The 18,473-nt window shown below is 72.3% G+C and carries 20 protein-coding genes and 1 pseudogene; 14 read left to right on the plus strand and 7 right to left on the minus strand.

Annotated features, from left to right (window positions below; genetic code table 11):
- Nucleotides 1–147: 147 nt before the first annotated feature.
- Both IF01_RS0106230 and IF01_RS0106235 read left to right on the plus strand, forming a co-directional pair.
- On the plus strand, nucleotides 148–1,431 hold the full coding sequence (locus IF01_RS0106230) for an adenylosuccinate synthase (RefSeq protein ID WP_030392265.1): 1,284 nt from the start codon (nucleotides 148–150) through the stop codon (nucleotides 1,429–1,431).
- A 136-nt stretch (nucleotides 1,432–1,567) separates the two neighbouring features.
- Nucleotides 1,568–2,170 (plus strand): GNAT family N-acetyltransferase, encoded by a 603-nt coding sequence (locus IF01_RS0106235; RefSeq protein ID WP_030392266.1) that lies wholly within the window; start codon nucleotides 1,568–1,570, stop codon nucleotides 2,168–2,170.
- A gap of 140 nt (nucleotides 2,171–2,310) precedes the next feature.
- On the opposite strand, the gene IF01_RS43600 is transcribed toward IF01_RS0106235, so the two are convergent.
- Entirely contained in the window at nucleotides 2,311–2,727 is a 417-nt protein-coding gene (locus IF01_RS43600) for an ATP-binding protein (RefSeq protein WP_051754978.1), read from the minus strand.
- 185 nt (nucleotides 2,728–2,912) lie between these two features.
- On the opposite strand from IF01_RS43600, the gene IF01_RS0106250 reads away from it, so the two are divergent.
- The 4 genes from IF01_RS0106250 (at nucleotide 2,913) to metG (ending at nucleotide 6,261) form a co-directional block, all read left to right on the plus strand.
- Nucleotides 2,913–3,809 carry a helix-turn-helix domain-containing protein gene (locus IF01_RS0106250; RefSeq protein ID WP_030392268.1) on the plus strand — a complete coding sequence of 299 codons (897 nt, stop codon included), beginning with the start codon at nucleotides 2,913–2,915 and terminating at the stop codon, nucleotides 3,807–3,809.
- Between the two features lie 2 nt (nucleotides 3,810–3,811).
- Nucleotides 3,812–4,012, plus strand: a complete 201-nt coding sequence (locus IF01_RS0106255) for a DUF397 domain-containing protein (RefSeq protein WP_030392269.1) — start codon at nucleotides 3,812–3,814, stop codon at nucleotides 4,010–4,012.
- A 34-nt stretch (nucleotides 4,013–4,046) separates the two neighbouring features.
- The gene (locus IF01_RS0106260; RefSeq protein WP_030392270.1) at nucleotides 4,047–4,238 is read left to right on the plus strand and encodes a DUF397 domain-containing protein; all 192 of its coding nucleotides are present in this window, start codon (nucleotides 4,047–4,049) and stop codon (nucleotides 4,236–4,238) included.
- A 292-nt stretch (nucleotides 4,239–4,530) separates the two neighbouring features.
- Nucleotides 4,531–6,261 (plus strand): methionine--tRNA ligase, encoded by a 1,731-nt coding sequence (metG, locus tag IF01_RS0106265; protein WP_030392271.1) that lies wholly within the window; start codon nucleotides 4,531–4,533, stop codon nucleotides 6,259–6,261.
- 118 nt (nucleotides 6,262–6,379) lie between these two features.
- On the opposite strand, the gene IF01_RS0106270 is transcribed toward metG, so the two are convergent.
- Nucleotides 6,380–6,868 (minus strand): MarR family winged helix-turn-helix transcriptional regulator, encoded by a 489-nt coding sequence (locus IF01_RS0106270; RefSeq protein ID WP_341845476.1) that lies wholly within the window; start codon nucleotides 6,866–6,868, stop codon nucleotides 6,380–6,382.
- A gap of 116 nt (nucleotides 6,869–6,984) precedes the next feature.
- Between IF01_RS0106270 and IF01_RS0106275 the strand changes: the two genes are divergently transcribed.
- The 3 genes from IF01_RS0106275 (at nucleotide 6,985) to IF01_RS0106285 (ending at nucleotide 8,184) form a co-directional block, all read left to right on the plus strand.
- Complete coding sequence (locus IF01_RS0106275; protein ID WP_030392273.1) at nucleotides 6,985–7,368, plus strand: DMT family transporter; 384 nt, start codon at nucleotides 6,985–6,987, stop codon at nucleotides 7,366–7,368.
- A gap of 51 nt (nucleotides 7,369–7,419) precedes the next feature.
- The gene (locus IF01_RS0106280) at nucleotides 7,420–7,740 is read left to right on the plus strand and encodes a DMT family transporter (RefSeq protein WP_030392274.1); all 321 of its coding nucleotides are present in this window, start codon (nucleotides 7,420–7,422) and stop codon (nucleotides 7,738–7,740) included.
- Between the two features lie 105 nt (nucleotides 7,741–7,845).
- The gene (locus IF01_RS0106285; RefSeq protein WP_030392275.1) at nucleotides 7,846–8,184 is read left to right on the plus strand and encodes a DUF6087 family protein; all 339 of its coding nucleotides are present in this window, start codon (nucleotides 7,846–7,848) and stop codon (nucleotides 8,182–8,184) included.
- Nucleotides 8,185–8,215: 31 nt separating this feature from the next.
- On the opposite strand, the gene IF01_RS0106290 is transcribed toward IF01_RS0106285, so the two are convergent.
- Both IF01_RS0106290 and IF01_RS0106295 read right to left on the minus strand, forming a co-directional pair.
- Nucleotides 8,216–9,154 carry a class I SAM-dependent methyltransferase gene (locus IF01_RS0106290; protein WP_030392276.1) on the minus strand — a complete coding sequence of 313 codons (939 nt, stop codon included), beginning with the start codon at nucleotides 9,152–9,154 and terminating at the stop codon, nucleotides 8,216–8,218.
- A 29-nt stretch (nucleotides 9,155–9,183) separates the two neighbouring features.
- Nucleotides 9,184–10,197, minus strand: coding sequence for an NAD(P)/FAD-dependent oxidoreductase (locus IF01_RS0106295; RefSeq protein ID WP_037779172.1), 1,014 nt, complete (start codon nucleotides 10,195–10,197; stop codon nucleotides 9,184–9,186).
- A 208-nt stretch (nucleotides 10,198–10,405) separates the two neighbouring features.
- Here IF01_RS0106295 and IF01_RS0106300 point away from each other — a divergent pair, with 208 nt between their 5' ends.
- Nucleotides 10,406–11,464, plus strand: coding sequence for an aldo/keto reductase (locus tag IF01_RS0106300; protein ID WP_030392278.1), 1,059 nt, complete (start codon nucleotides 10,406–10,408; stop codon nucleotides 11,462–11,464).
- A gap of 34 nt (nucleotides 11,465–11,498) precedes the next feature.
- Here the strand turns inward: IF01_RS0106300 and IF01_RS0106305 are convergent, their stop codons facing one another.
- On the minus strand, nucleotides 11,499–12,422 hold the full coding sequence (locus tag IF01_RS0106305) for an NAD(P)-dependent oxidoreductase (protein WP_030392279.1): 924 nt from the start codon (nucleotides 12,420–12,422) through the stop codon (nucleotides 11,499–11,501).
- A gap of 157 nt (nucleotides 12,423–12,579) precedes the next feature.
- Between IF01_RS0106305 and IF01_RS49715 the strand changes: the two are divergent.
- Nucleotides 12,580–12,789, plus strand: a pseudogene (locus tag IF01_RS49715) (winged helix-turn-helix transcriptional regulator); the annotation flags it as partial.
- A gap of 140 nt (nucleotides 12,790–12,929) precedes the next feature.
- Here the strand turns inward: IF01_RS49715 and IF01_RS49720 are convergent.
- Entirely contained in the window at nucleotides 12,930–13,352 is a 423-nt protein-coding gene (locus IF01_RS49720) for a DUF350 domain-containing protein (protein ID WP_030392281.1), read from the minus strand.
- A 176-nt stretch (nucleotides 13,353–13,528) separates the two neighbouring features.
- Here IF01_RS49720 and IF01_RS0106320 point away from each other — a divergent pair, with 176 nt between their 5' ends.
- From IF01_RS0106320 to IF01_RS0106330, 3 genes are read left to right on the plus strand one after another with little or no spacing between them, the layout of a single operon-like run.
- Nucleotides 13,529–13,930 (plus strand): hypothetical protein, encoded by a 402-nt coding sequence (locus tag IF01_RS0106320; RefSeq protein ID WP_341845477.1) that lies wholly within the window; start codon nucleotides 13,529–13,531, stop codon nucleotides 13,928–13,930.
- A 6-nt stretch (nucleotides 13,931–13,936) separates the two neighbouring features.
- On the plus strand, nucleotides 13,937–15,166 hold the full coding sequence (locus tag IF01_RS0106325) for a glutathionylspermidine synthase family protein (protein WP_030392283.1): 1,230 nt from the start codon (nucleotides 13,937–13,939) through the stop codon (nucleotides 15,164–15,166).
- Nucleotides 15,167–15,217: 51 nt separating this feature from the next.
- Complete coding sequence (locus IF01_RS0106330; protein WP_030392284.1) at nucleotides 15,218–17,032, plus strand: NHL domain-containing thioredoxin family protein; 1,815 nt, start codon at nucleotides 15,218–15,220, stop codon at nucleotides 17,030–17,032.
- A gap of 122 nt (nucleotides 17,033–17,154) precedes the next feature.
- Here IF01_RS0106330 and IF01_RS0106335 read toward each other — a convergent pair whose 3' ends face one another.
- Nucleotides 17,155–18,468 (minus strand): M18 family aminopeptidase, encoded by a 1,314-nt coding sequence (locus IF01_RS0106335; protein WP_030392285.1) that lies wholly within the window; start codon nucleotides 18,466–18,468, stop codon nucleotides 17,155–17,157.
- Between the last annotated feature and the right edge of the window lie 5 nt (nucleotides 18,469–18,473).

Consider the following 18,473-nt stretch of genomic DNA (forward strand, 5'->3'; position numbering starts at 1 on the left):
GGGCGTGGACAGGGACGACACAACCGGTCCTTCCTCAGGTAATCTCTCGGTGCAAGAGCCCCTTGCGCTATTGCGCCAGGGGCTTCGTCTATCTCGGGGCAGACTGCGGCCTACGCAGGATGCCCCAACCGGAAGGGGTGTACGCCTGTGCCGGCACTCGTGCTCGTTGGCGCTCAGTGGGGAGACGAGGGCAAGGGGAAGGCGACCGACCTCCTCGGCGGCTCCGTCGACTACGTCGTTCGCTACCAGGGCGGCAACAACGCCGGTCACACGGTGGTCATCGGCGACCAGAAGTACGCGCTGCACCTCCTGCCTTCCGGCATCCTCAGCCCGAACGTCACGCCGGTCATCGGCAACGGCGTCGTGATCGACCCGGGCGTGCTGCTCTCCGAGCTCAGCGGGCTCGACGAGCGCGGCATCGACACCTCCAAGCTGCTGATCTCGGGCAACGCCCACCTGATCACGCCGTACCACCGCACCCTGGACAAGGTCACCGAGCGCTTCCTCGGCAAGCGCCGGATCGGCACCACCGGCCGCGGCATCGGCCCGACCTACGCGGACAAGATCAACCGCGTCGGCATCCGGGTGCAGGACCTCTTCGACGAGTCGATCCTGATCCAGAAGGTCGAAGCGGCGCTGCACGACAAGAACCAGCTGCTGGTCAAGCTCTACAACCGCCGCGCCATCCCGGCCGACCTGGTGGTCCAGGAGTACCTCGGCTACGCCGAGAAGCTCCGCCCGTTCCTGGCCGACACCACGCTCGTCCTGGACGAGGCGCTGAAGGCGAACAAGGTCGTCCTGCTGGAGGGCGGCCAGGGCACCCTGCTGGACGTCGACCACGGCACGTACCCGTTCGTCACCTCGTCGAACCCGACCGCCGGCGGTGCCTGCACCGGTGCCGGCATCGGCCCGACGAAGATCGACCGGGTCATCGGCATCCTGAAGGCGTACACCACCCGCGTCGGCTCGGGCCCGTTCCCGACCGAGCTGCTCGACGCGGACGGCGAGGCGCTGCGCCGGATCGGCGGCGAGCGCGGTGTCACCACCGGCCGTGACCGCCGCTGCGGCTGGTTCGACGCGGTGATCGCCCGCTACGCGACCCGGGTCAACGGCCTCACCGACTTCTTCCTCACCAAGCTGGACGTGCTGACCGGCTGGGAGCAGATCCCGGTCTGCGTCGCGTACGAGATCGACGGCAAGCGCGTCGAGGAGCTGCCGTACAACCAGTCGGACTTCCACCACGCGAAGCCGATCTACGAGAACCTCCCCGGCTGGACCGAGGACATCAGCGGGGCGAAGACCTTCGCCGAGCTGCCGAAGAACGCCCAGGCGTACGTGAAGGCGCTGGAGGAGATGTCGGGCGCCCCGATCTCCGCCATCGGCGTCGGCCCGGGCCGGTACGAGACGATCCAGATCAACTCGTTCGTCTAGGCCTCACGGCTGGGCCTCACGGCTTCCCGAGCAGGGCCCCGCGGGTTCTCCCGCGGGGCCCTGCTCTTGGTCTCGGATGTTTGCACTAAGGCAATAATCCATTGCATCTAGTGCAGTCACGCGTTACCTTTCGATCATGACCGCGAAGCTTCCCTCCCCCACCACCCTCACCGGCCGCCACGTCCGACTGGAGCCGCTGGACCGCCGCCACCTGTCCGACCTGTGGGCCACCGTCGGCCCGGACCCCGAGGTGTGGCGCTGGGTCCCGTTCAGCGCGCCCACGTCGGAGGAGGAGTTGGGCGCGATGCTGGACGTCCGCCTCGGCGAGGTGGCGGCCGGGAGCGCGGTGAAGTTCGCCGTGATCGAGCTCGCGAGCGGGCGGGCAATCGGCGTCACCGGCTACTACGCGTTCCACGCGGGGGACGAGCTCGTCGAGATCGGCGGCACCTGGTACGCGCGGTCCGTGTGGCGCACCGCCGTCAACACCGAGTCGAAGCTGCTGCTGCTCACCCACGCCTTCGACGACCTGGGCATGGGCCGGGTGTTCTGGAAGACCGACGCGCTCAACGACCGCTCGCGCAACGCGATCCAGCGGCTGGGCGCGCAGTTCGAGGGCGTCCACCGGCGCGAGAAGCGGCGCGCCACCGGCGTGTGGCGGGACACCGCGTACTTCTCGATGCTGCGCGAGGAGTGGTCGGCCGCGAAGGGCCGGCTGGAGCAGCGGCTCGCCGCGGGCTGAGCGCTAGGGTGCGTCCTCCCGCGGCGCCAAGTCCCCGCCGCCGGTGCGTCGTTCCCTCGGCTGACGGGTCGCGATGATCTGCGCCACCACCCCGACGAAGACCACCGACACCAACAGTCCCGTCAGCAACACCACGGCCATCAGCGATCGACCGCCGCCACGGCCCAGACCGCCTTGCCGCACACCCCGATGAGTTCCACACCCCAGTCATCGGCCAAAGCGGCGACGAGGTCAAGCCCCCGCCCACACGTTCGAGCCACATCCGGCTCGGGCCTGGCGGGCGCGGTGGTCGATCCGTCGGTGACCGCGATGTAGAGGCGCCCGCACCGGAGTTCGAGCGTGACGCTGGGTGCCCCGTCGCCGTGGAGCAGGGCGTTCGCGAGGAGTTCGGAGAGGATCAGGCAGGGTCCGTCCGGATCGGCGCCGGTCGCCGTCAGCATGTCCCGCAACAGCCGCCGCACCACCCCCACCGTTTCGAGGCTCGCGGGCGGGAAGAGATCGACCCGAAATTCGCGGTCGGGGTCGGCGTCGAGAGGGCGCAGGAGTGGAAGCAACATCGACTGTCTCCAGTCCAGTTGAGAGAAACTGATCAACCATCAGTGACCAGTGCACTACTCAAGGTAGGCTCAGGCCTTCATTAGTGCAACCACACGAATGGGTGATCCTGCGGATCTGCCCTCAGCGGCTGGCGCGGACCCACCCGTGCGCGCAACACTGCCGGTGCCACGGGAAGGAATGGACTTTGGCCCTGCGAGCGCACATCAGCGAGCGGCAGCGACGGTACGGCACCGAGATCCGCCGACTCCGACTGGATGCCGATGTGCCGGTCCAGGTCGCGGCAGCCCACATTGGGATCCGTGGTCCCCAGCTGAACCACATCGAAGCCGCCCGCACCGGCCTCGACGAGGAACGCTTGCGATCGCTCGCAGCCTTTTATGGCTGCACGGATGAGGAGTTTCTCCGCACACTCGCCGCTATCGGAGCCAGCGACGGCAAGGGCTGGTGGAGCCGGCACAAGCGGAAGGTCCCCGACTTCGCCCTCGACCTGGCCGAGCTCGAACACTGGGCCACGGCGGCCTACCTCAATTACGAGACCTTCCTCATTCCGGGCATGCTCCAGACCGAGGACTACATGCGCCAGCTGTTCGGGACCGGCGAGACCCCGCTCTCGCCCGAGGAGATCGCCAACACGGTCCGTTTCCGTCTCGAACGCCAGCAGATCCTCGACACCTCGACCGTGTTCCACTTCGTGGTCCACGAGGCCGCACTACTGATGGCGTTCGCCGGGCGCCATGTCATGCGGAACCAGCTGGCCCACCTCTTGGCCGTGGCGGAGAAACCCAACGTCACGGTCCAGGTCTTCCCGTTCAGCGTCAGGGCGACGCCGCCGTACAGCGGTCCTTTCCTCATCACCGAACCGGCCGCACGCACCCTCTCGACCGTGCTCATCGACACGCCAGGAGTTCCGATCTCCTACGCCCAACCCGAGACGGTCAACACCTTCCGGGGTCGTTTCGACGCCCTCAGCCGACTCGCGCTGGGCCCCGGGAGCGCGGGCACGTCCGCGCTCCCGGACTCCGAACGGGATTCCTGGGGAGTGATCCAACACATCAAGCACGGACTGGAATTGGAAAGGTAGTCATGCCGCGCACCTGGCAGAAGTCGACCAGCAGCTCACAGGACGGCGGGAACTCGGTAGAGGTGTCCACCAACGCCGAAGGGCTGGTCGAGATCCGCGAGTCCGACGCCCCCGAATCGATCGTCACCACCACCCCCACCAAGTTCGCGCTCTGGCTCGAAGGCGTCAAGCGCGGCGAGTTCGACCACTTCACCCACGCCTGACCCACCGACCGAACCCCGAAGGAGCCCGACCCCCATGGACACCACCTGGCAGAAGGCCGCCCCCGGCGGCGAGGGCGAGGACGCCCTCGAAATCCGCACCGTCAACGGCATGGTCGAACTCCGCGACCCCAAGAACGACGCCATCATCGTCCGCACCACCCCCCGCAAGTGGGCCGCCTTCGTCCTCGGCGTGAAGGCCGGCGAGTTCGACCACTTCGTCGCCTAGCAACCCCCTCCTCCCGTAGCCCCCTCGCACCTCGCGAGGGGGCAACGGCCGCGCAGGAAGTCGGCCCGTCCGACTTCCTGTGCGGGTAGGGGTGCTTGGGGGCCCCGGGGAAATGGGGGCGAAGGGGTGGGGGCGGCTTGGATAGGATTGCGCAGCCCACAGTGGAACGTCGCTCTGGCCGGCCGACCGGGAGTCGGCGACTGTGCCCGGATCCCGCCGCCTGCCCAGAGCCTGCGCCTGTCACGGCACTCCGGGACAGGGGTGCGTGCGGGAGAAATCGGAGCATCCGAGGATGGCTCGGCACCTGATCACCAGCGCCCTTCCGTACATCAACGGTATCAAGCACCTGGGCAACATGGTCGGGTCCATGCTGCCTGCGGACGTCTACTCGCGGTACCTGCGGCAGCGCGGCCACGACGTTCTCTACATCTGCGCGACCGACGAGCACGGCACGCCGGCCGAGCTGGCCGCGCAGGAGGCCGGGCTGCCGGTGGCCGAGTTCTGCGCGCGGGCGCACGAGCAGCAGAAGGCGGTGTACGACGGCTTCCGGCTGTCGTTCGACCACTTCGGCCGCAGCTCCTCGCCGCAGAACCGGGAGATCACCCAGGAGATCGCGCGCGAGCTGCACGCCAACGGCTTCATCGAGGAGCGGGCGATCCGCCAGGTGTACTCCAACACCGACGGCCGCTTCCTGCCGGACCGCTACATCGTCGGCACCTGCCCGCACTGCGGCTACGACAAGGCGCGCGGCGACCAGTGCGAGAACTGCACCCGGGTGCTCGACCCCACCGACCTGCTGGAGCCGCGTTCGGCGATCAGCGGCAGCGCCGACCTGGAGGTGCGGGAGACCACGCACCTGTTCCTGCTCCAGTCGAAGCTGACCGGGCAGGTGGAGGACTGGGTCGCCGCGCACGCCGACGAGTGGCCGGTGCTCGCCTCCTCGATCGCCCGCAAGTGGCTGACCGAGGGCCTCCAGGACCGGGCGATCACCCGCGACCTGGAGTGGGGCGTGCCGGTGCCGGCCGATGTGTGGCCGGAGCTGGCGGCCTCGGGCAAGGTCTTCTACGTCTGGTTCGATGCCCCGATCGAGTACATCGGCGCGACCAAGGAGTGGTCGGACGCGGCTCCGGCCGGCGAGCTGCGGGACTGGAAGTCCTGGTGGTACGAGGCCGACGAGACCGTCCGCTACACCGAGTTCATGGCCAAGGACAACGTCCCGTTCCACACCGTGATGTTCCCGGCGACGATCCTCGGCTCGCGCCGGCCGTGGAAGAAGGTCGACTACGTCAAGGCCTTCAACTGGCTGACCTACTACGGCGGGAAGTTCTCCACCAGCCAGAAGCGGGGCATCTTCACGGACGTCGCGCTGGAGCTGCTGCCCGCCGACTACTGGCGCTACTTCCTGATGGCGCACGCGCCCGAGTCGGACGACTCCAGCTTCACCTGGGACCTCTTCGCCTCCGTGGTCAACAAGGACCTCGCCGACACCCTCGGCAACTTCGTCAACCGGGTGCTGACGTTCAGCCGCAAGCGGTTCGGCGACGAGGTGCCCGCCGGGCACGCGGCGGGCGAGGCCGAGGAGCGGCTGGGCGCGCAGATCGCGGAGCTGCTGGCCGACTACGAGACCCAGCTGGAGGCGCTCAACTTCCGCAAGGCGACGCAGAGTCTGCGCGCGCTGTGGAGCGCGGGCAACGCCTACCTGGACGAGAAGGCGCCCTGGCTCCAGGTGAAGACCGACCCGGAGGCGGCGGCGCTGACGCTGCGCACGGCGATGAACCTGATCCACCTGTACGCGGTGGTCTCCGAGCCGTTCGTCCCGACGGCGGCGCAGGCGATGCGCGAGGCGTTCGCGCTGCCGGCCGACGCTCCGGCGCGCACTCTCGACTGGGTGGACGCGGCCGGGGCCCGGGCGCTGGACGCGGTGCCGGCGGGGACGCCGTTCACGGTGCCGCCGGTGCTGTTCGCGAAGATCACGGACGAGGACCTGGCCGCCTGGTCCGCCCGCTTCGGCGGCGGGGAGTAAGCACGGAGCAGTAGCGCAGGGCACGACCGCTCGGCCGTCCCTCCCGTTCGCGGGGGAGGCGGCCGAGCCGCGTTTCCGGGGCGGCGGAGCGGCGGCGGGGGCCGGCCTCGGCCCGGGCTCAGCCCAGGGCGCCGCGCGCGGCGCCGAGCAGCGGAGCCAGTTCGGGGGCACCGACGGCGGCCTCGTCGAGGGCGCCGGTGAGGGCCTCCTCGTAGGTGGCGCGGGCCTCCCGGTGGCGGGTCCGGCCGGCGTCGGTGAGCACGGTGTAGACGCCGCGCTTGTCGTCCGGGCAAAGGTCCCGGTAGGTGAAGTCGGCGGCACCGAGGCGGGCGACCAGCCGGGTCACGGAGCTCTGGTTGAGACCGAGGCCGGTGGCGAGCTCCTGCATCCGCAGCTCGGACTTGGGCGCCTCGGCGAGCAGGCCGAGGGCCCGGTACTCGGAGAGCCCGAGGCCGTGCCGCCGTTGCAGGACGGTGGCGAGCCGGCCCTCGACCTGGGCGTGCAGCGCGGTGAGCCGGTTCCACATCCGGGCGTCGGCCGCGCCGTCGGGAGCCTCGGACGGGGTGACCTCGGGGCCGGGGCCGGGGTCGGACGGGGTGGTGGGCACGGGGGTCCTCCCTTGCCGGGCTGGGTGGTTGACACAAGCTTACTTGTACATGCATGCTCTTGCCCAGCAGAAAGTGCTTGCACATACATGCAACAACTACTCGGGGGGCTCGTCCCATGGCCTGGATCCACCTGCTCGTCGCCGCCGTCTTCGAGGTCGTCTTCGCCCTCGCCACCAACGCCACCCATGGCTTCACCGAACTGGGCCCGTCCCTGCTGACGGCTGCCGCGGCCGCCGGCGGGATCTTCTTCCTCAGCCTCGCGCTGCGCACCCTCGACGTCGGCGTCGGCTACACCGTGTGGACCGGCATCGGCTCGGTCGGCACGGTCGTCCTCGGCACGCTGATCTTCGACGAGGAGATGAACGCCGGGAAGGCCCTCGCCTTCGTCCTCGTCATCGGCGGGGTGCTCGGCCTCAAGCTCGCCGACCGGCTGAGCAGCCGCGGCGCCTCCGCACCGACCGCCGCACCCGCACCCGTGACCGCGTCCGCGTCCGCCTGAATCGCTCTCCGACCCTCCGCACCGGCATCCCCACCAAGGAGTTGAACCGTCATGGCCTGGGCCTACCTGGCAGTCGCCGTCGTCTTCGAGATCGTCTTCGCACTCGGCACCAACGCCACCAAGGGCTTCACCCGCCTCTGGCCCTCCGTACTCACCCTGACCGCCGCCGCGGGCGGCATCTACACCCTGAGCCTCGCCCTGCGCACCCTGGACGTGGGCGTCGGCTACACGATCTGGACGGGGCTCGGCTCGATCGGCACGGTGGTGTTCGGCGCGCTGATCTTCAAGGAGCGGATCACCCTGCCCAAGCTGGTCTCCTTCGCCGCGATCATCGCCGGCGCGGTCACCCTGAAGCTCTCCTCCGGACTCTGATTCCCCTCCACCGGAGGCGTTTTCACCCGATCGTGGAATCGCCCGGCCGGGGACGGATCCGCAAGACTGGCCGTCCCCGACCGACACCCGAGGGAGGCGCGGACGATGGACGCCGAGGAGGGGTCACCGGCCGAGCAGCCGCTGGCCGAGTGGTACGCCGAGCGGGCGCGCCGCCGCCGGGCGCCGGGGACCAGGGACGCGATCACCCTCACTCCCGGCCCCCGGCGCGCGGCGCACCTCTTCCAGGACGTGCCGCGCCTCGTGGTCGAGTGGGACGGCCACGCCTGGCAGCCGGTCGCGGTGGCCGAGAACTACGCCGAGGCCTGCCCGTTGATCGTCCGCCCCGGGGCGGACGCCGTGCCGGGGCCGGTGTTCCCGCAGGCGGACACTCCGGTGCCGCTGCTGCGGAAGGGCACCGGACGGCACCGCAAGCCCGACCGGTGAGGCACCGCCCGAAGGCCCCGCCGAGGAATCGCTAGCGGTCGGCGGCCGCCCGGGCGGTGTGGACGGTGATCGCGGTCAGGTAGAAGGCGTCCGACCGGGCCAGGATGCCGGTGGGCGCCTCCCGGTCCAGCAGGGCGTCCAGGACCGCCCGGTCCTCCGCGTCCAGCTGGGTGTCCAACTGCTCGCGCCGGCGGGAGAGCTGGACGTGCAGGAACTCGCGGGCCGCGGTGTCCAGCGGGGCCGGACGGTCGACCAGGAAGGTCCGGGTGCCGCTCGGCACGAGTCCGGCCTCGGCCAGCATGGCCGGCCAGTCCTCCACCACCGCGACCGCGCCGGGCGTGGCCTCGCGCATCTGCGCGAACACCTCCTCGTGCGCCGCGTCCAGCCGGGCCTGGAGACCGGGACGGCCGAGGCCGAGGTCGCGCGGGAGGTACCGGGCGGGCAGGCCGCGCTCGGCGACGGCCAGCAGGCCGCCGGGGCGCAGCGTCCCGGCCAGGGCGGTCAACGCGGCCTGCTGGTCGCCGAGATGGTGGATCGCGTTGCCGGACCAGATCAGCTCGGCGCTGCCCAGGGTGCCGAAGTCCTCGGGAAGTTCGGCCTGCCGGGTGCCGACGCGGCCGACCGAACGGACCCGGGCCCGCTCCAGCAGGGCGGCCGACTGGTCGACCGCCACCACCTCGGCGGACGGGAAGGCGTCAGCGAGCAGTCCGGCGATCACCCCGGGTCCGCTGCCGACGTCGAGCACCCGCTGGACGGGGGTGCCGTCGAGCAGTCCGCGCAGCCAGTGCGCGGCCTCGGTGACGGCCGGGGACTGGAGGTCGGCCTCGCGCTCCAGGTGGACGGCGAGGGCGTCCCAGTCGAAGTCGCCGTCGTGGCCGTGGTCGTGCCCGTGCTGGTGGTGGTCGTGGCCGTGCTGCTGGGCGTTCTGCTGCCCGTGCTGGTGGCCGTGCTGGTGGGTGTGCCCGGTCATCGGGTACTCCGTTCCTTCGAGGTGGGTGGTCACCGCGCCGGTGCGGCGACGGCGGCGGTGCTGCTGGTGCTGTCGGCGGTGACGGCGGCGAGCGCGCGCTCGGTGTCCTCGTCGACCAGGTCGTGGTTGAGCGCGATGGCGGCCGCGGACCCTGCCCCGGCGGCGGTGATCACCTGGGCGCGCGGGTCGGCGAGGTTGCCCACCGCCCACACCCCGGGTACGCCGGTGCGGCCCGTCCGGTCGGTGACGACCCAGCCCTGCGCGTCCCGGTCGCAGTCCAGGCCGAACAGCGGGGCGTCCCGGGCCACCAGGTGCGGAGCGAGGAACAGCGCCTCGCACGGAACGGCCGAGCCGTCCGCCAGTTCGACGCCGTTCAGCCGGTCGTCGACGACGGCCACCCGCGCGACCTCGCCCCCGACCACCCGGACGCCCCGGGCGCCGAGCCTGGCCCGGTCGTCCGCGGAGATGTCCAGGGTGTGCGCGAGCAGGACCACGTCCGCCGACCACTGCCGCAGCAGCAGCGCCTGCCCGACCGAGCCCGGGTCGGTGCCGAGCACGCCGAGCGGCCGGTCGCGCACCTCGTAGCCGTGGCAGTAGGGGCAGTGCAGCACGTCGCGGCCCCAGCGTTCGGCCAGGCCCGGCAGCTCGGGGAGCCCGTCGCGCAGACCGGTGGCGACCACCACCCGGCGGGCCCGCAGAGCTCGGCCGTCGGCCGGGTGGACGTCGAAGGCGGGGCCACCGGCGTTCGGCACCGGCACGATCCGGTCCACCAGGCCGTCGAGCAGATCCACTCCGTAGCCCCTCAGCTCGGCCCGGCCCGCCGCCAGCAGCTCCCCCGGCGGCACGCCGTCGCGGGTGAGGAAGCCCCGCAGGTGCGCGGCCGGGGCGTTGCGCGGCTGCCCCGCGTCCACCACGGCCACCCGGCGGCAGGCCCGGGCCAGGACCAGGGCCACGCTCAGCCCGGCGGCGCCACCGCCGACCACCACCACGTCGTAGCCGCCCTCGGCGGCCCGGACGCGCACGTCGCTGTGTGTGTCGCTCATCGCGATCACCTCCACCGCCAGGCTGCGCCGAGCACCGCCCGGGAGGCAACTTTCGTTGCTGTTTCAGCAACACCCCTCGCCCTGCGGAGTGAAGTGCCCCTTGCGTTCGAGCGCACTCCAACTCCTAAGGTCGGCACGGCCGACTCGGCACGTCGGACCTCGGCGCGGACCCCCCGCGCCCGCGACGGCTGCACCAGGAGGAACCACCATGCGCTACCGCGTCCTCGGCGGCACCGGCATCGAGGTCAGTACCTACTGCCTCGGCACCATGATGTTCGGCGCCATCGGCAACCCCGACCACGACGACTGCGCCCGGATCGTGCACGCCGCGCTCGACGCCGGCATCAACTTCGTCGACACCGCCGACATGTACTCGAAGGGCGAGTCCGAGGAGATCGTCGGCAAGGCCCTGGAGGCCCGCGGCGACCGCGACGACGTCGTGCTCGCCACCAAGGTGCACTTCCCGATGGGCGAGGGCCGCAACCGGAGCGGCAACTCCCGCCGGTGGATCGTCCGCGAGGTCGAGGAGAGCCTGCGGCGGCTGCGCACCGACCGGATCGACCTCTACCAGGTGCACCGGCCCGACCCCGGCACGGACATCGAGGAGACCCTCGCCGTGCTCGGCGACCTGGTGCGGGCCGGCAAGATCCTCGCCTTCGGCTGCTCGACCTTCCCCGCCGAGGAGCTCGTCGAGGCCCACCACGTCGCGGAGCGGCGCGGCCTGCCGCGATTCCGGACCGAGCAGCCGCCGTACTCGCTGCTCGCGCGCGGCATCGAGCGGGACGTCCTGCCGACCGTGCGGCGGCTCGGCATGGGCGCGCTGACCTGGTCGCCGCTCGCCTCCGGCTTCCTCACCGGCCGCTACCGCAAGAACCGGCCGATCGACATGGCCACCGGTCGCGCCGCCCTGATGCCGGCCAGGTTCGACCCGGCGCTGCCGGTGAACCAGGCCAAGCTGGACGCCGTCGAGGAGCTGACCGCCGTCGCCGAGGGCCTCGGCCGCACCCTGCCCGAACTCGCCCTGGCCTTCCCGCTCGCGCACCCGGCGGTGACCTCGGCGATCATCGGCCCGCGCACCCTGCCCCAGCTGGAGGCGGCCCTCAAGGGCGCCGACCTCGTCCTCGACGACGCGGCCCTGGACCGGATCGACGCGATCGTCCCGCCCGGCACCAACGTCTACCACCCGGACGGGGTCTGGCAGCCCCGCGCGCTCACCGAACCGGCCCTCCGCCGGCGGCCGGAGGCCGACCGCCGGGCGGCCGACTGAGCACCGGAGGGAGCGTCCGGGGGCCAGCCCCCGGTCACCCGCGCAGCAGGTCGACCACTCCGGTGAGGTCCTCGGCGCCGTGGCGGGCGTCGGCCACCAGGCGACGCTTCATCAGGTCGAAATAGGGCGTGAGCAGTTCGGCGCTCACGCCCTGCTCCTCGGCGGTGCGCAGGAAGGTCGGCACGCCCGCCACCTGCATGGCCAGATCGGAGACGACGCCCTCGGTGTAGTCCCCCGCCGCCAGCTGCCGCGCCGTGGTGGCGACCGAGCCGGTCATCGCGGTGAGCCAGGAGGAGAGCAGCGGCGCGAACGCGACCGGGTCGACCGACTCCTCCCGTACCAGCGCGAAGGCGTGCGCGACTCCCGCGAACATCCCGTACATCGCGCTCAAAAGGGCCACGTCGTGCAGCGCGGCGAAGCCGGCGTCCTCGCCGACATAGCGGGTGCCGGCCGGGACGGCGAGGACCTCCCGGTGCTCCTCGAACAGCTCCCGCGAGCCGCTGTAGAACACGTACGGACCGGCCTGCGGGACGCCGATCATCGGCGGGACGGCCATGATGCCGCCGTCCAGGTAGCGGGCACCGCGGTCGGCCGCCCAGGCGGCCCGGGCGCGGGCCGTGCCGGGGGTGCCGGTCACCAGGTCGACGATGTCCTTGCCGGTCAGGTCGACACCGGCCAGGGCCTCCCCGACCGACTCGTCGTCCAGCAGGCAGACCACCACCAGCCGGTTGGCGGCGACCGCCGCGGCCGGGGTGGCGGCGGTGATGGCGCCCTTCGCGGCGAATGGTTCGGCGCGGGCGGCGGTGCGGTTCCAGACCGTGAGCGGGTGCCCGGCGGACAGCCAGGCGTCGGCCAGCGCGGCGCCCATCGCGCCGAGGCCGAGCAGGGTGAGCGGGGCGGGAGCGGTGGTTGCGGAAGGGGTGGATCCGGGACGGGTTGCGGTGTCGTTCGTCGTCATGCCGACCAGGCTCGTCGCACACCCCGGAGGTGCTCAAGTACGCACTTGGGAGTGGGTGGTTACCCTGAGGTGAGCGAGCAGGTCGGCGGAGGGGCGGGGGCAGGACGTGGCGACCAGACCGAGGCCCGGCGCGTACGTGTGCGGGATCGATGCCGCGATGGACGTGATCGGCGGCAAGTGGAAGGTGCTGATCCTCTGGGCCCTGGGCGAGCGGCCGAGCCTGCGCTTCGGCGAGCTGCGCCGGCACGTCCCCGGGATCACCGAGAAGGTGCTCGCCGCCCATCTGCGCGAGCTGGAGGCGGACGGCATCGTGCACCGCGTCTCCTACGACGAGGTGCCGCCGCGGGTCGAGTACTCCCTCACGGCGGCCGGGCGGCGGCTCAACGAGGCGCTGGCCCCGCTGGGCGCCTGGGGCCGGGAGCACGTGCTGGACGGCGCCGCGGAGGCATCCAGCTCCGCGGAAGGCGCCGCGGAAGGCGCTGCGGACCCGTCCGCCCCCGCGGAAGCTCAGGCGATCGAGGCCGACACGATCGCCGCCACCGCGAGGTTGCAGCTGGCGGTCACCCAGACTGCCGGGTGCGGCTCCGGGTCGACCAGGATCGCGCCCAGCTTGCCCGGCGTCAGCACGTCCACCACCCAGAACGCGACGGCCATCAGCACCAGGCCGAGCACCCCGAAGCAGCCCGTGGAGACCAGGCCCTTCCCGAAGTCCTCGTAGGTGTAGAGGATCGCGGTGAAGACGATGCCGCCGATGCCCAGCAGCGCCGAGCTGAGCAGCACGGCGGCGTTGCGGTTGCGCTCCACCCAGATCTGGTGGCCCAGCCGCCCCGGCGTGAGGGCGTCCACCAGCAGGATGCCGAGCAGCAGCAGGACGACGCCGACGCCGCCGAAGGCCGCCGCCGCGCCGAGTCCGTGCAGGATGTCGTTCATGGGTTGTCCAGCCCCCCGGGTCCGTGTCTCAGGTCGCTCCTCGTGGACCGGGCCGCCCGCGTGGGGGCCGGTCCCGCGGTCAAGGATCGGCAAAAGATAACGCATCGGGGCCGGACCGGGCCGGGGAACCGGGGTCCCTCCCGTACCGTCGCGGCCCACGCGTACCATCGGTCGCCATGACGCAGCCGCCGCCCGACAGCCCCGCCCCGAGACCGGACACCGCAGGCTCCGCCGGGCCCGGCACCCCGGCCGGCCCCGGCACCCCGGCCGGCCCCGGCACCCGCCGCCGCTCCGGCTTCGTCGCCCTGGGCATGGTCGGCACCCTCGCGCTCGCGCTCTCCGGCTGCTCGTCCTCCTCCGGCGGCAACCCGCCGAGCCGCTGCGTCGACCCGACCACCCTCAAGGTCCTCGACAGCCACTCCTGCTCCGGCGGCAAGGCCGCCGGAGCCACCGCCGGCCGCTGGTACTACTGCGGTTCCGGTGCCACCAATGCCGTCGGCGGCACCTTCGACAAGGCCGCCACCAAGCGCGGCGGCTTCGGCTGCCCGGCCGGCTCCAGCGGCTCCGGCGGGGGCTGATCCGCCGTGCGCCGCCGTACCGTCGAACCCCGCCCGGACTGGCTGACCACCGTCGAGGGCCAGGGCCTGATCTACGCGATGTGCTCGGACCCCTGCAACCAGGGCGGCCCGCACGCCTACTGGGACGAGTCCGCGTACTACGAGTTCTCGCTGCCCGAGGTGGAGGCGCTGGAGGAGGTGGTCGAGGAGCTGCACACGATGTCGCTGGCCGCCGCCGCCCACGTGGTGCGCACCGGCCGGTTCGCCGAGTACGGCATCACCGACCCCCGGCTCGCCGCCGCCGTCACCGAGTCCTGGCACCGCCGGGACGAGCAGCCCTCCCTCTACGGGCGGTTCGACCTCGCGTACGACGGCACCGGCCCGGCGAAGCTGTTCGAGTACAACGCCGACACCCCGACCTCGCTGATCGAGGCGGCCGGCCCGCAGTGGTTCTGGATGGAGGAGCGGTTCCCGCACGCCGACCAGTGGAACTCGCTGCACGAGCGGCTGGTGGCCGCCTGGGCCCGGCAGAAGCACCTGCTGCCGTCCGGTCCGGTGCACTTCGCGCACTCGCGCGGCGACACCGAGGGCGAGGACTGGATGACCACCCTCTACCTCCAGGAGTGCGCCGAGCAGGCGGGCCTCGAAACGGTCGGCATCGCCATCGAGGACATCGGCTGGGACGGCCTGTCCGGCCGCTTCGTCGACCTGGAGCACCGCTTCGTCCGCTCCGCGTTCAAGCTCTACCCGTGGGAGTGGCTGGTCGCCGACGAGTTCGGCGAGCAGCTGCTGGACGTCGTCGACCTCGGCGGCTCCACCGGCTCCACGCTGTGGATCGAGCCGGCCTGGAAGATGCTGCTCTCCAACAAGGCGCTGCTGGCCGTCCTCTGGGAGCTGTACCCGGGGCACCCCAACCTGCTGCCCGCCTACCTGGACGGCCCGCGCGAGCTCGCGGACCCGGACGGCCCCGGCTACGCCGCCAAGCCGCTGCTCGGCCGGGAGGGCGCGGGCGTGCGGATCGTCGAACCGGGCGGCCGGGAGACCCGGCTCGCCGACTGGGCCGGCGACCCGGACCGCTACGGCGCCGAGGGCCACTGCTACCAGCAGCTGCACCCGCTGCCCGACTTCGACGGCAACCGCCCGGTGCTCGGCACCTGGGTCGTCGACGGCGAGGCCGCCGGCCTCGGCATCCGCGAGACCGACGACAGCCCGATCACCCACCAGGGCGCCCGCTTCCTCCCGCACCTCATCGTCTGAATCCTCGGACGCACCGGAATGCGGACGGCGGCGGTGCTGTTTGATTGGCTCATGGCATCCCGTGCACGTGTACGCGCCCCCGAGCTGGTCGGGGCAGGCGGTTGGCTCAACACCGGTGGCAAGGAGCTCACGCTCGCCGACTTCCGGGGCAAGATCACCGTCCTGGACTTCTGGACCTTCTGCTGCATCAACTGTCTTCACGTCCTCGACGAGTTGCGGGAGCTGGAGGAGAAGCACCGCGACACCGTGGTGATCGTCGGCGTGCACTCCCCCAAGTTCGTGCACGAGGCCGACCACCAGGCCGTGGTGGACGCGGTCGAGCGGTACGAGGTGCACCACCCGGTGCTGGACGACCCGGAGCTGGTCACCTGGAAGCAGTACGCGGTGCGGGCCTGGCCGACGCTGGTGGTGATCGACCCCGAGGGGTACGTGGTCGCCCAGCACGCCGGCGAGGGGCACGCGCACGCGATCGCCCGGCTGGTCGAGGAGCTGGAGGCGGAGCACGCGGCGAAGGGGACGCTGCGGCGCGGCGACGGCCCGTACGTGGCGCCCGAGCCGACCGCCGGGGACCTCAAGTTCCCGGGCAAGGCGCTCCGGCTGCCGAACGGCAACTTCCTGGTGGCCGACTCCGGGCACCACTCGCTGGTCGAGCTGGAGGCGGACGGCGAGACCGTGGTCCGCCGGATCGGCGACGGCGTGCGCGGCCTGGTGGACGGCACCGCCCCACGGTTCAGCGAGCCGCAGGGGCTCGCGCTGCTCCCGGCCGGCTCCGCGTACGACGTGATCGTCGCCGACACCGTCAACCACGCGCTGCGCGGCGTCCGGCTCGCCGACGGCGAGGTGACCACCCTGGCCGGCACCGGTCGGCAGTGGTGGCAGGGCTCGGCGACCGAGGGCGCGGCCCGCGAGGTCGACCTCTCCTCGCCGTGGGACGTCGCCTGGTTCGACGGCCGGGTCTGGATCGCGATGGCCGGCGTGCACCAGCTGTGGGCGTACGACCCGGCCGCCGGCACGGTCGGCGTCGCGGCCGGCACCACCAACGAGGGCCTGGTCGACGGCCCCGCCGCCGAGGCCTGGTTCGCCCAGCCCTCCGGCCTGGCGGTGTCGGCGGACGGCGAGCGGCTCTGGGTCGCGGACTCCGAGACCTCCTCGCTGCGCTGGGTTTCACGTGAAACCAAGGAGGTGCACAGCGCCGTCGGCACCGGCCTGTTCGACTTCGGGCACCGGGACGGCGCGGCCGAGCAGGCGCTGCTCCAGCACCCGCTGGGCGTCACCGTGCTGCCGGACGGCTCGGTGGCCGTCAGCGACACCTACAACCACGCGCTGCGCCGCTACGACCCGGCGAGCGGCGAGGTCAGCACGCTGGCCACCGATCTGCGCGAGCCCTCCGGCGCGGTGCTGGTGGACCAGGACATCGTGGTGGTCGAGTCCGCCCGGCACCGGCTGACCAGGCTGCGGCTGCCCGAGGAGGCGGTCCGGGTGGAGGCGGTGGCGCACCGCACCCGGCGGGCCGCGACCGAGGTGGCGCCCGGCGTCCTCCAGCTGGACGTGGTGTTCCGGGCGCCGACCGGCCAGAAGCTGGACGAGCGCTACGGCCCGTCCACCCGGCTGCTGGTCAGCGCCACCCCGCCCGAGCTGCTGGTCTCCGGGGCGGGCGCGGACTCCGCGCTCTCCCGTGAGCTGGTGCTCTCCGCCGAGGTGACCGAGGGCGTGCTGCACGTCTCGGCGATGGCCGCCTCCTGCGACGACGATCCGGCGATCGAGTACCCGGCCTGCCACGTCCACCAGCAGGACTGGGGCGTGCCGGTACGGCTCACCGCCGACGGCGCGCGCCGGCTGCCGCTGGTGCTGGCGGGCATGGAGTGACCCGCGCCTGAGGGCCCGCGCCACGACCCGCGCGCGGAAGTCCGCGCCACGACCCGCGCGGACGCGGAAGGGCCCGGCGAGCACGCGCTCGCCGGGCCCTTCCGCGTGCCGGGGGGAGGGGCTCAGCCCTCCAGGAACGCCTTGATCGCGCTCGCCAGCAGGTACGGGTCCTCCGCGCCGCACAGCTCGCGCGCCGAGTGCATGGACAGCGCGGCGATGCCGCAGTCCACGGTCTGGATGCCGAGGCGGGCCGCGGTGATCGGGCCGATCGTCGTCCCGCAGGGCATGGCGTTGTTGGAGACGAAGGTCTGCCACGGCACGCCGGCCTTCTCGCAGGCCGCGGTGAACACCGCCCGGCCGACGCCGTCGGTGGCGTACCGGTTGTTGACGTTGACCTTGAGGATCGGACCGCCGTTCGGCATCGGGTGGTGGCCCGGCTCGTGCCGCTCGCTGTAGTTCGGGTGGACGGCGTGGCCCATGTCGGAGGACAGGCAGACGGTGCCGGCCAGCGCCCGGGCCCGGTCCTCCAGGCCGCCGCCGCGCGCGTACACGCTGCGCTCCAGGACGTTGCCGAGCAGCGGGCTCTGCGCGCCGGTGTCCGACTCGCTGCCGGTCTCCTCGTGGTCGAAGGCGGCCAGCACCGGGATGTACGGCAGGGCCGCGCCCTCGGTCTCGGCCGCGGTGGCCACGGCGGCGAGCGCGGCGGTGGCGGCGTGCACGGAGAGCAGGTTGTCCAGGCGCGGACCGGCCAGCAGCTCGCGGTCCCGGCCCAGGTACGAGGCGGGCTGGACGTCGTGGGTCATGAGGTCCCAGCCGCTCACCTCGGCCGGGTCGACCCCGGCGCGCTCGGCGACGTACTCGATCAGCGCGCCCTCGTCGACCGGCCCGAGGCCCCAGATGGGCGTCAGGTGGCGCTGCTTGTCGAGCTTCATGCCCTCGTTGACCTGGCGGTCCAGGTGGATCGCCAGCTGCGGCACGCGCAGCAGCGGCTCGTCCAGCTGGACCAGCCGCCGGCTGCCGTCGCGCAGGGTGATCCGCCCGGAGAGGCCGAGGTCCCGGTCGAGCCAGGTGTTGAGCGGGACACCGCCGTAGATCTCCACCGCGACCTGCCGCCAGCCGGCCGTCCCGGTGTCGGGGATCGGCTTGACCCTCAGGTTGGGCGAGTCGGTATGGGTGCCCACCACGCGGAACGGTGTCTCCGGGCCCGCGCCGGCCGGCACGTACCAGGCGATCAGCGCGCCGCCGCGGACGACGTACCGGCCGCCGGCCACACCGTCCCAGGCGTCCGTTTCCAGTACCTGCCGGAAACCGGCTTTCTCCAGCCGCTCGGCGGCGCTCGCGACCGCGTGGTAGGGCGATGGCGAGGTGCCGAGGAAGGCGATCAGGTCATCGGTGTGCGTCCGGTCGAAGAAGGCCTGGCGGGCGGCGGTCGACATGCTGC

The sequence above is a fragment of the Kitasatospora purpeofusca genome (assembly GCF_000718025.1).
GTDB lineage: Bacteria > Actinomycetota > Actinomycetes > Streptomycetales > Streptomycetaceae > Kitasatospora > Kitasatospora purpeofusca.

Excerpts from the sequence above, each read along its gene's own strand:
- IF01_RS0106305 (WP_030392279.1), bottom strand. The coding sequence starts at position 12,422 with ATGACGACGAACGACACCGCAACCCGTCCCGGATCCACCCCTTCCGCA.
- IF01_RS0106285 (WP_030392275.1), top strand. The coding sequence starts at position 7,846 with ATGGACGCCGAGGAGGGGTCACCGGCCGAGCAGCCGCTGGCCGAGTGG.
- IF01_RS0106275 (WP_030392273.1), top strand. The coding sequence starts at position 6,985 with ATGGCCTGGATCCACCTGCTCGTCGCCGCCGTCTTCGAGGTCGTCTTC.
- IF01_RS0106280 (WP_030392274.1), top strand. The coding sequence starts at position 7,420 with ATGGCCTGGGCCTACCTGGCAGTCGCCGTCGTCTTCGAGATCGTCTTC.
- IF01_RS0106320 (WP_341845477.1), top strand. The coding sequence starts at position 13,529 with ATGACGCAGCCGCCGCCCGACAGCCCCGCCCCGAGACCGGACACCGCA.
- IF01_RS0106295 (WP_037779172.1), bottom strand. The coding sequence starts at position 10,197 with ATGAGCGACACACACAGCGACGTGCGCGTCCGGGCCGCCGAGGGCGGC.
- IF01_RS0106335 (WP_030392285.1), bottom strand. The coding sequence starts at position 18,468 with ATGTCGACCGCCGCCCGCCAGGCCTTCTTCGACCGGACGCACACCGAT.
- IF01_RS0106290 (WP_030392276.1), bottom strand. The coding sequence starts at position 9,154 with ATGACCGGGCACACCCACCAGCACGGCCACCAGCACGGGCAGCAGAAC.
- metG (WP_030392271.1), top strand. The coding sequence starts at position 4,531 with ATGGCTCGGCACCTGATCACCAGCGCCCTTCCGTACATCAACGGTATC.
- IF01_RS0106330 (WP_030392284.1), top strand. The coding sequence starts at position 15,218 with ATGGCATCCCGTGCACGTGTACGCGCCCCCGAGCTGGTCGGGGCAGGC.
- IF01_RS0106260 (WP_030392270.1), top strand. The coding sequence starts at position 4,047 with ATGGACACCACCTGGCAGAAGGCCGCCCCCGGCGGCGAGGGCGAGGAC.
- IF01_RS0106235 (WP_030392266.1), top strand. The coding sequence starts at position 1,568 with ATGACCGCGAAGCTTCCCTCCCCCACCACCCTCACCGGCCGCCACGTC.
- IF01_RS0106300 (WP_030392278.1), top strand. The coding sequence starts at position 10,406 with ATGCGCTACCGCGTCCTCGGCGGCACCGGCATCGAGGTCAGTACCTAC.
- IF01_RS43600 (WP_051754978.1), bottom strand. The coding sequence starts at position 2,727 with ATGTTGCTTCCACTCCTGCGCCCTCTCGACGCCGACCCCGACCGCGAA.
- IF01_RS0106255 (WP_030392269.1), top strand. The coding sequence starts at position 3,812 with ATGCCGCGCACCTGGCAGAAGTCGACCAGCAGCTCACAGGACGGCGGG.
- IF01_RS49720 (WP_030392281.1), bottom strand. The coding sequence starts at position 13,352 with ATGAACGACATCCTGCACGGACTCGGCGCGGCGGCGGCCTTCGGCGGC.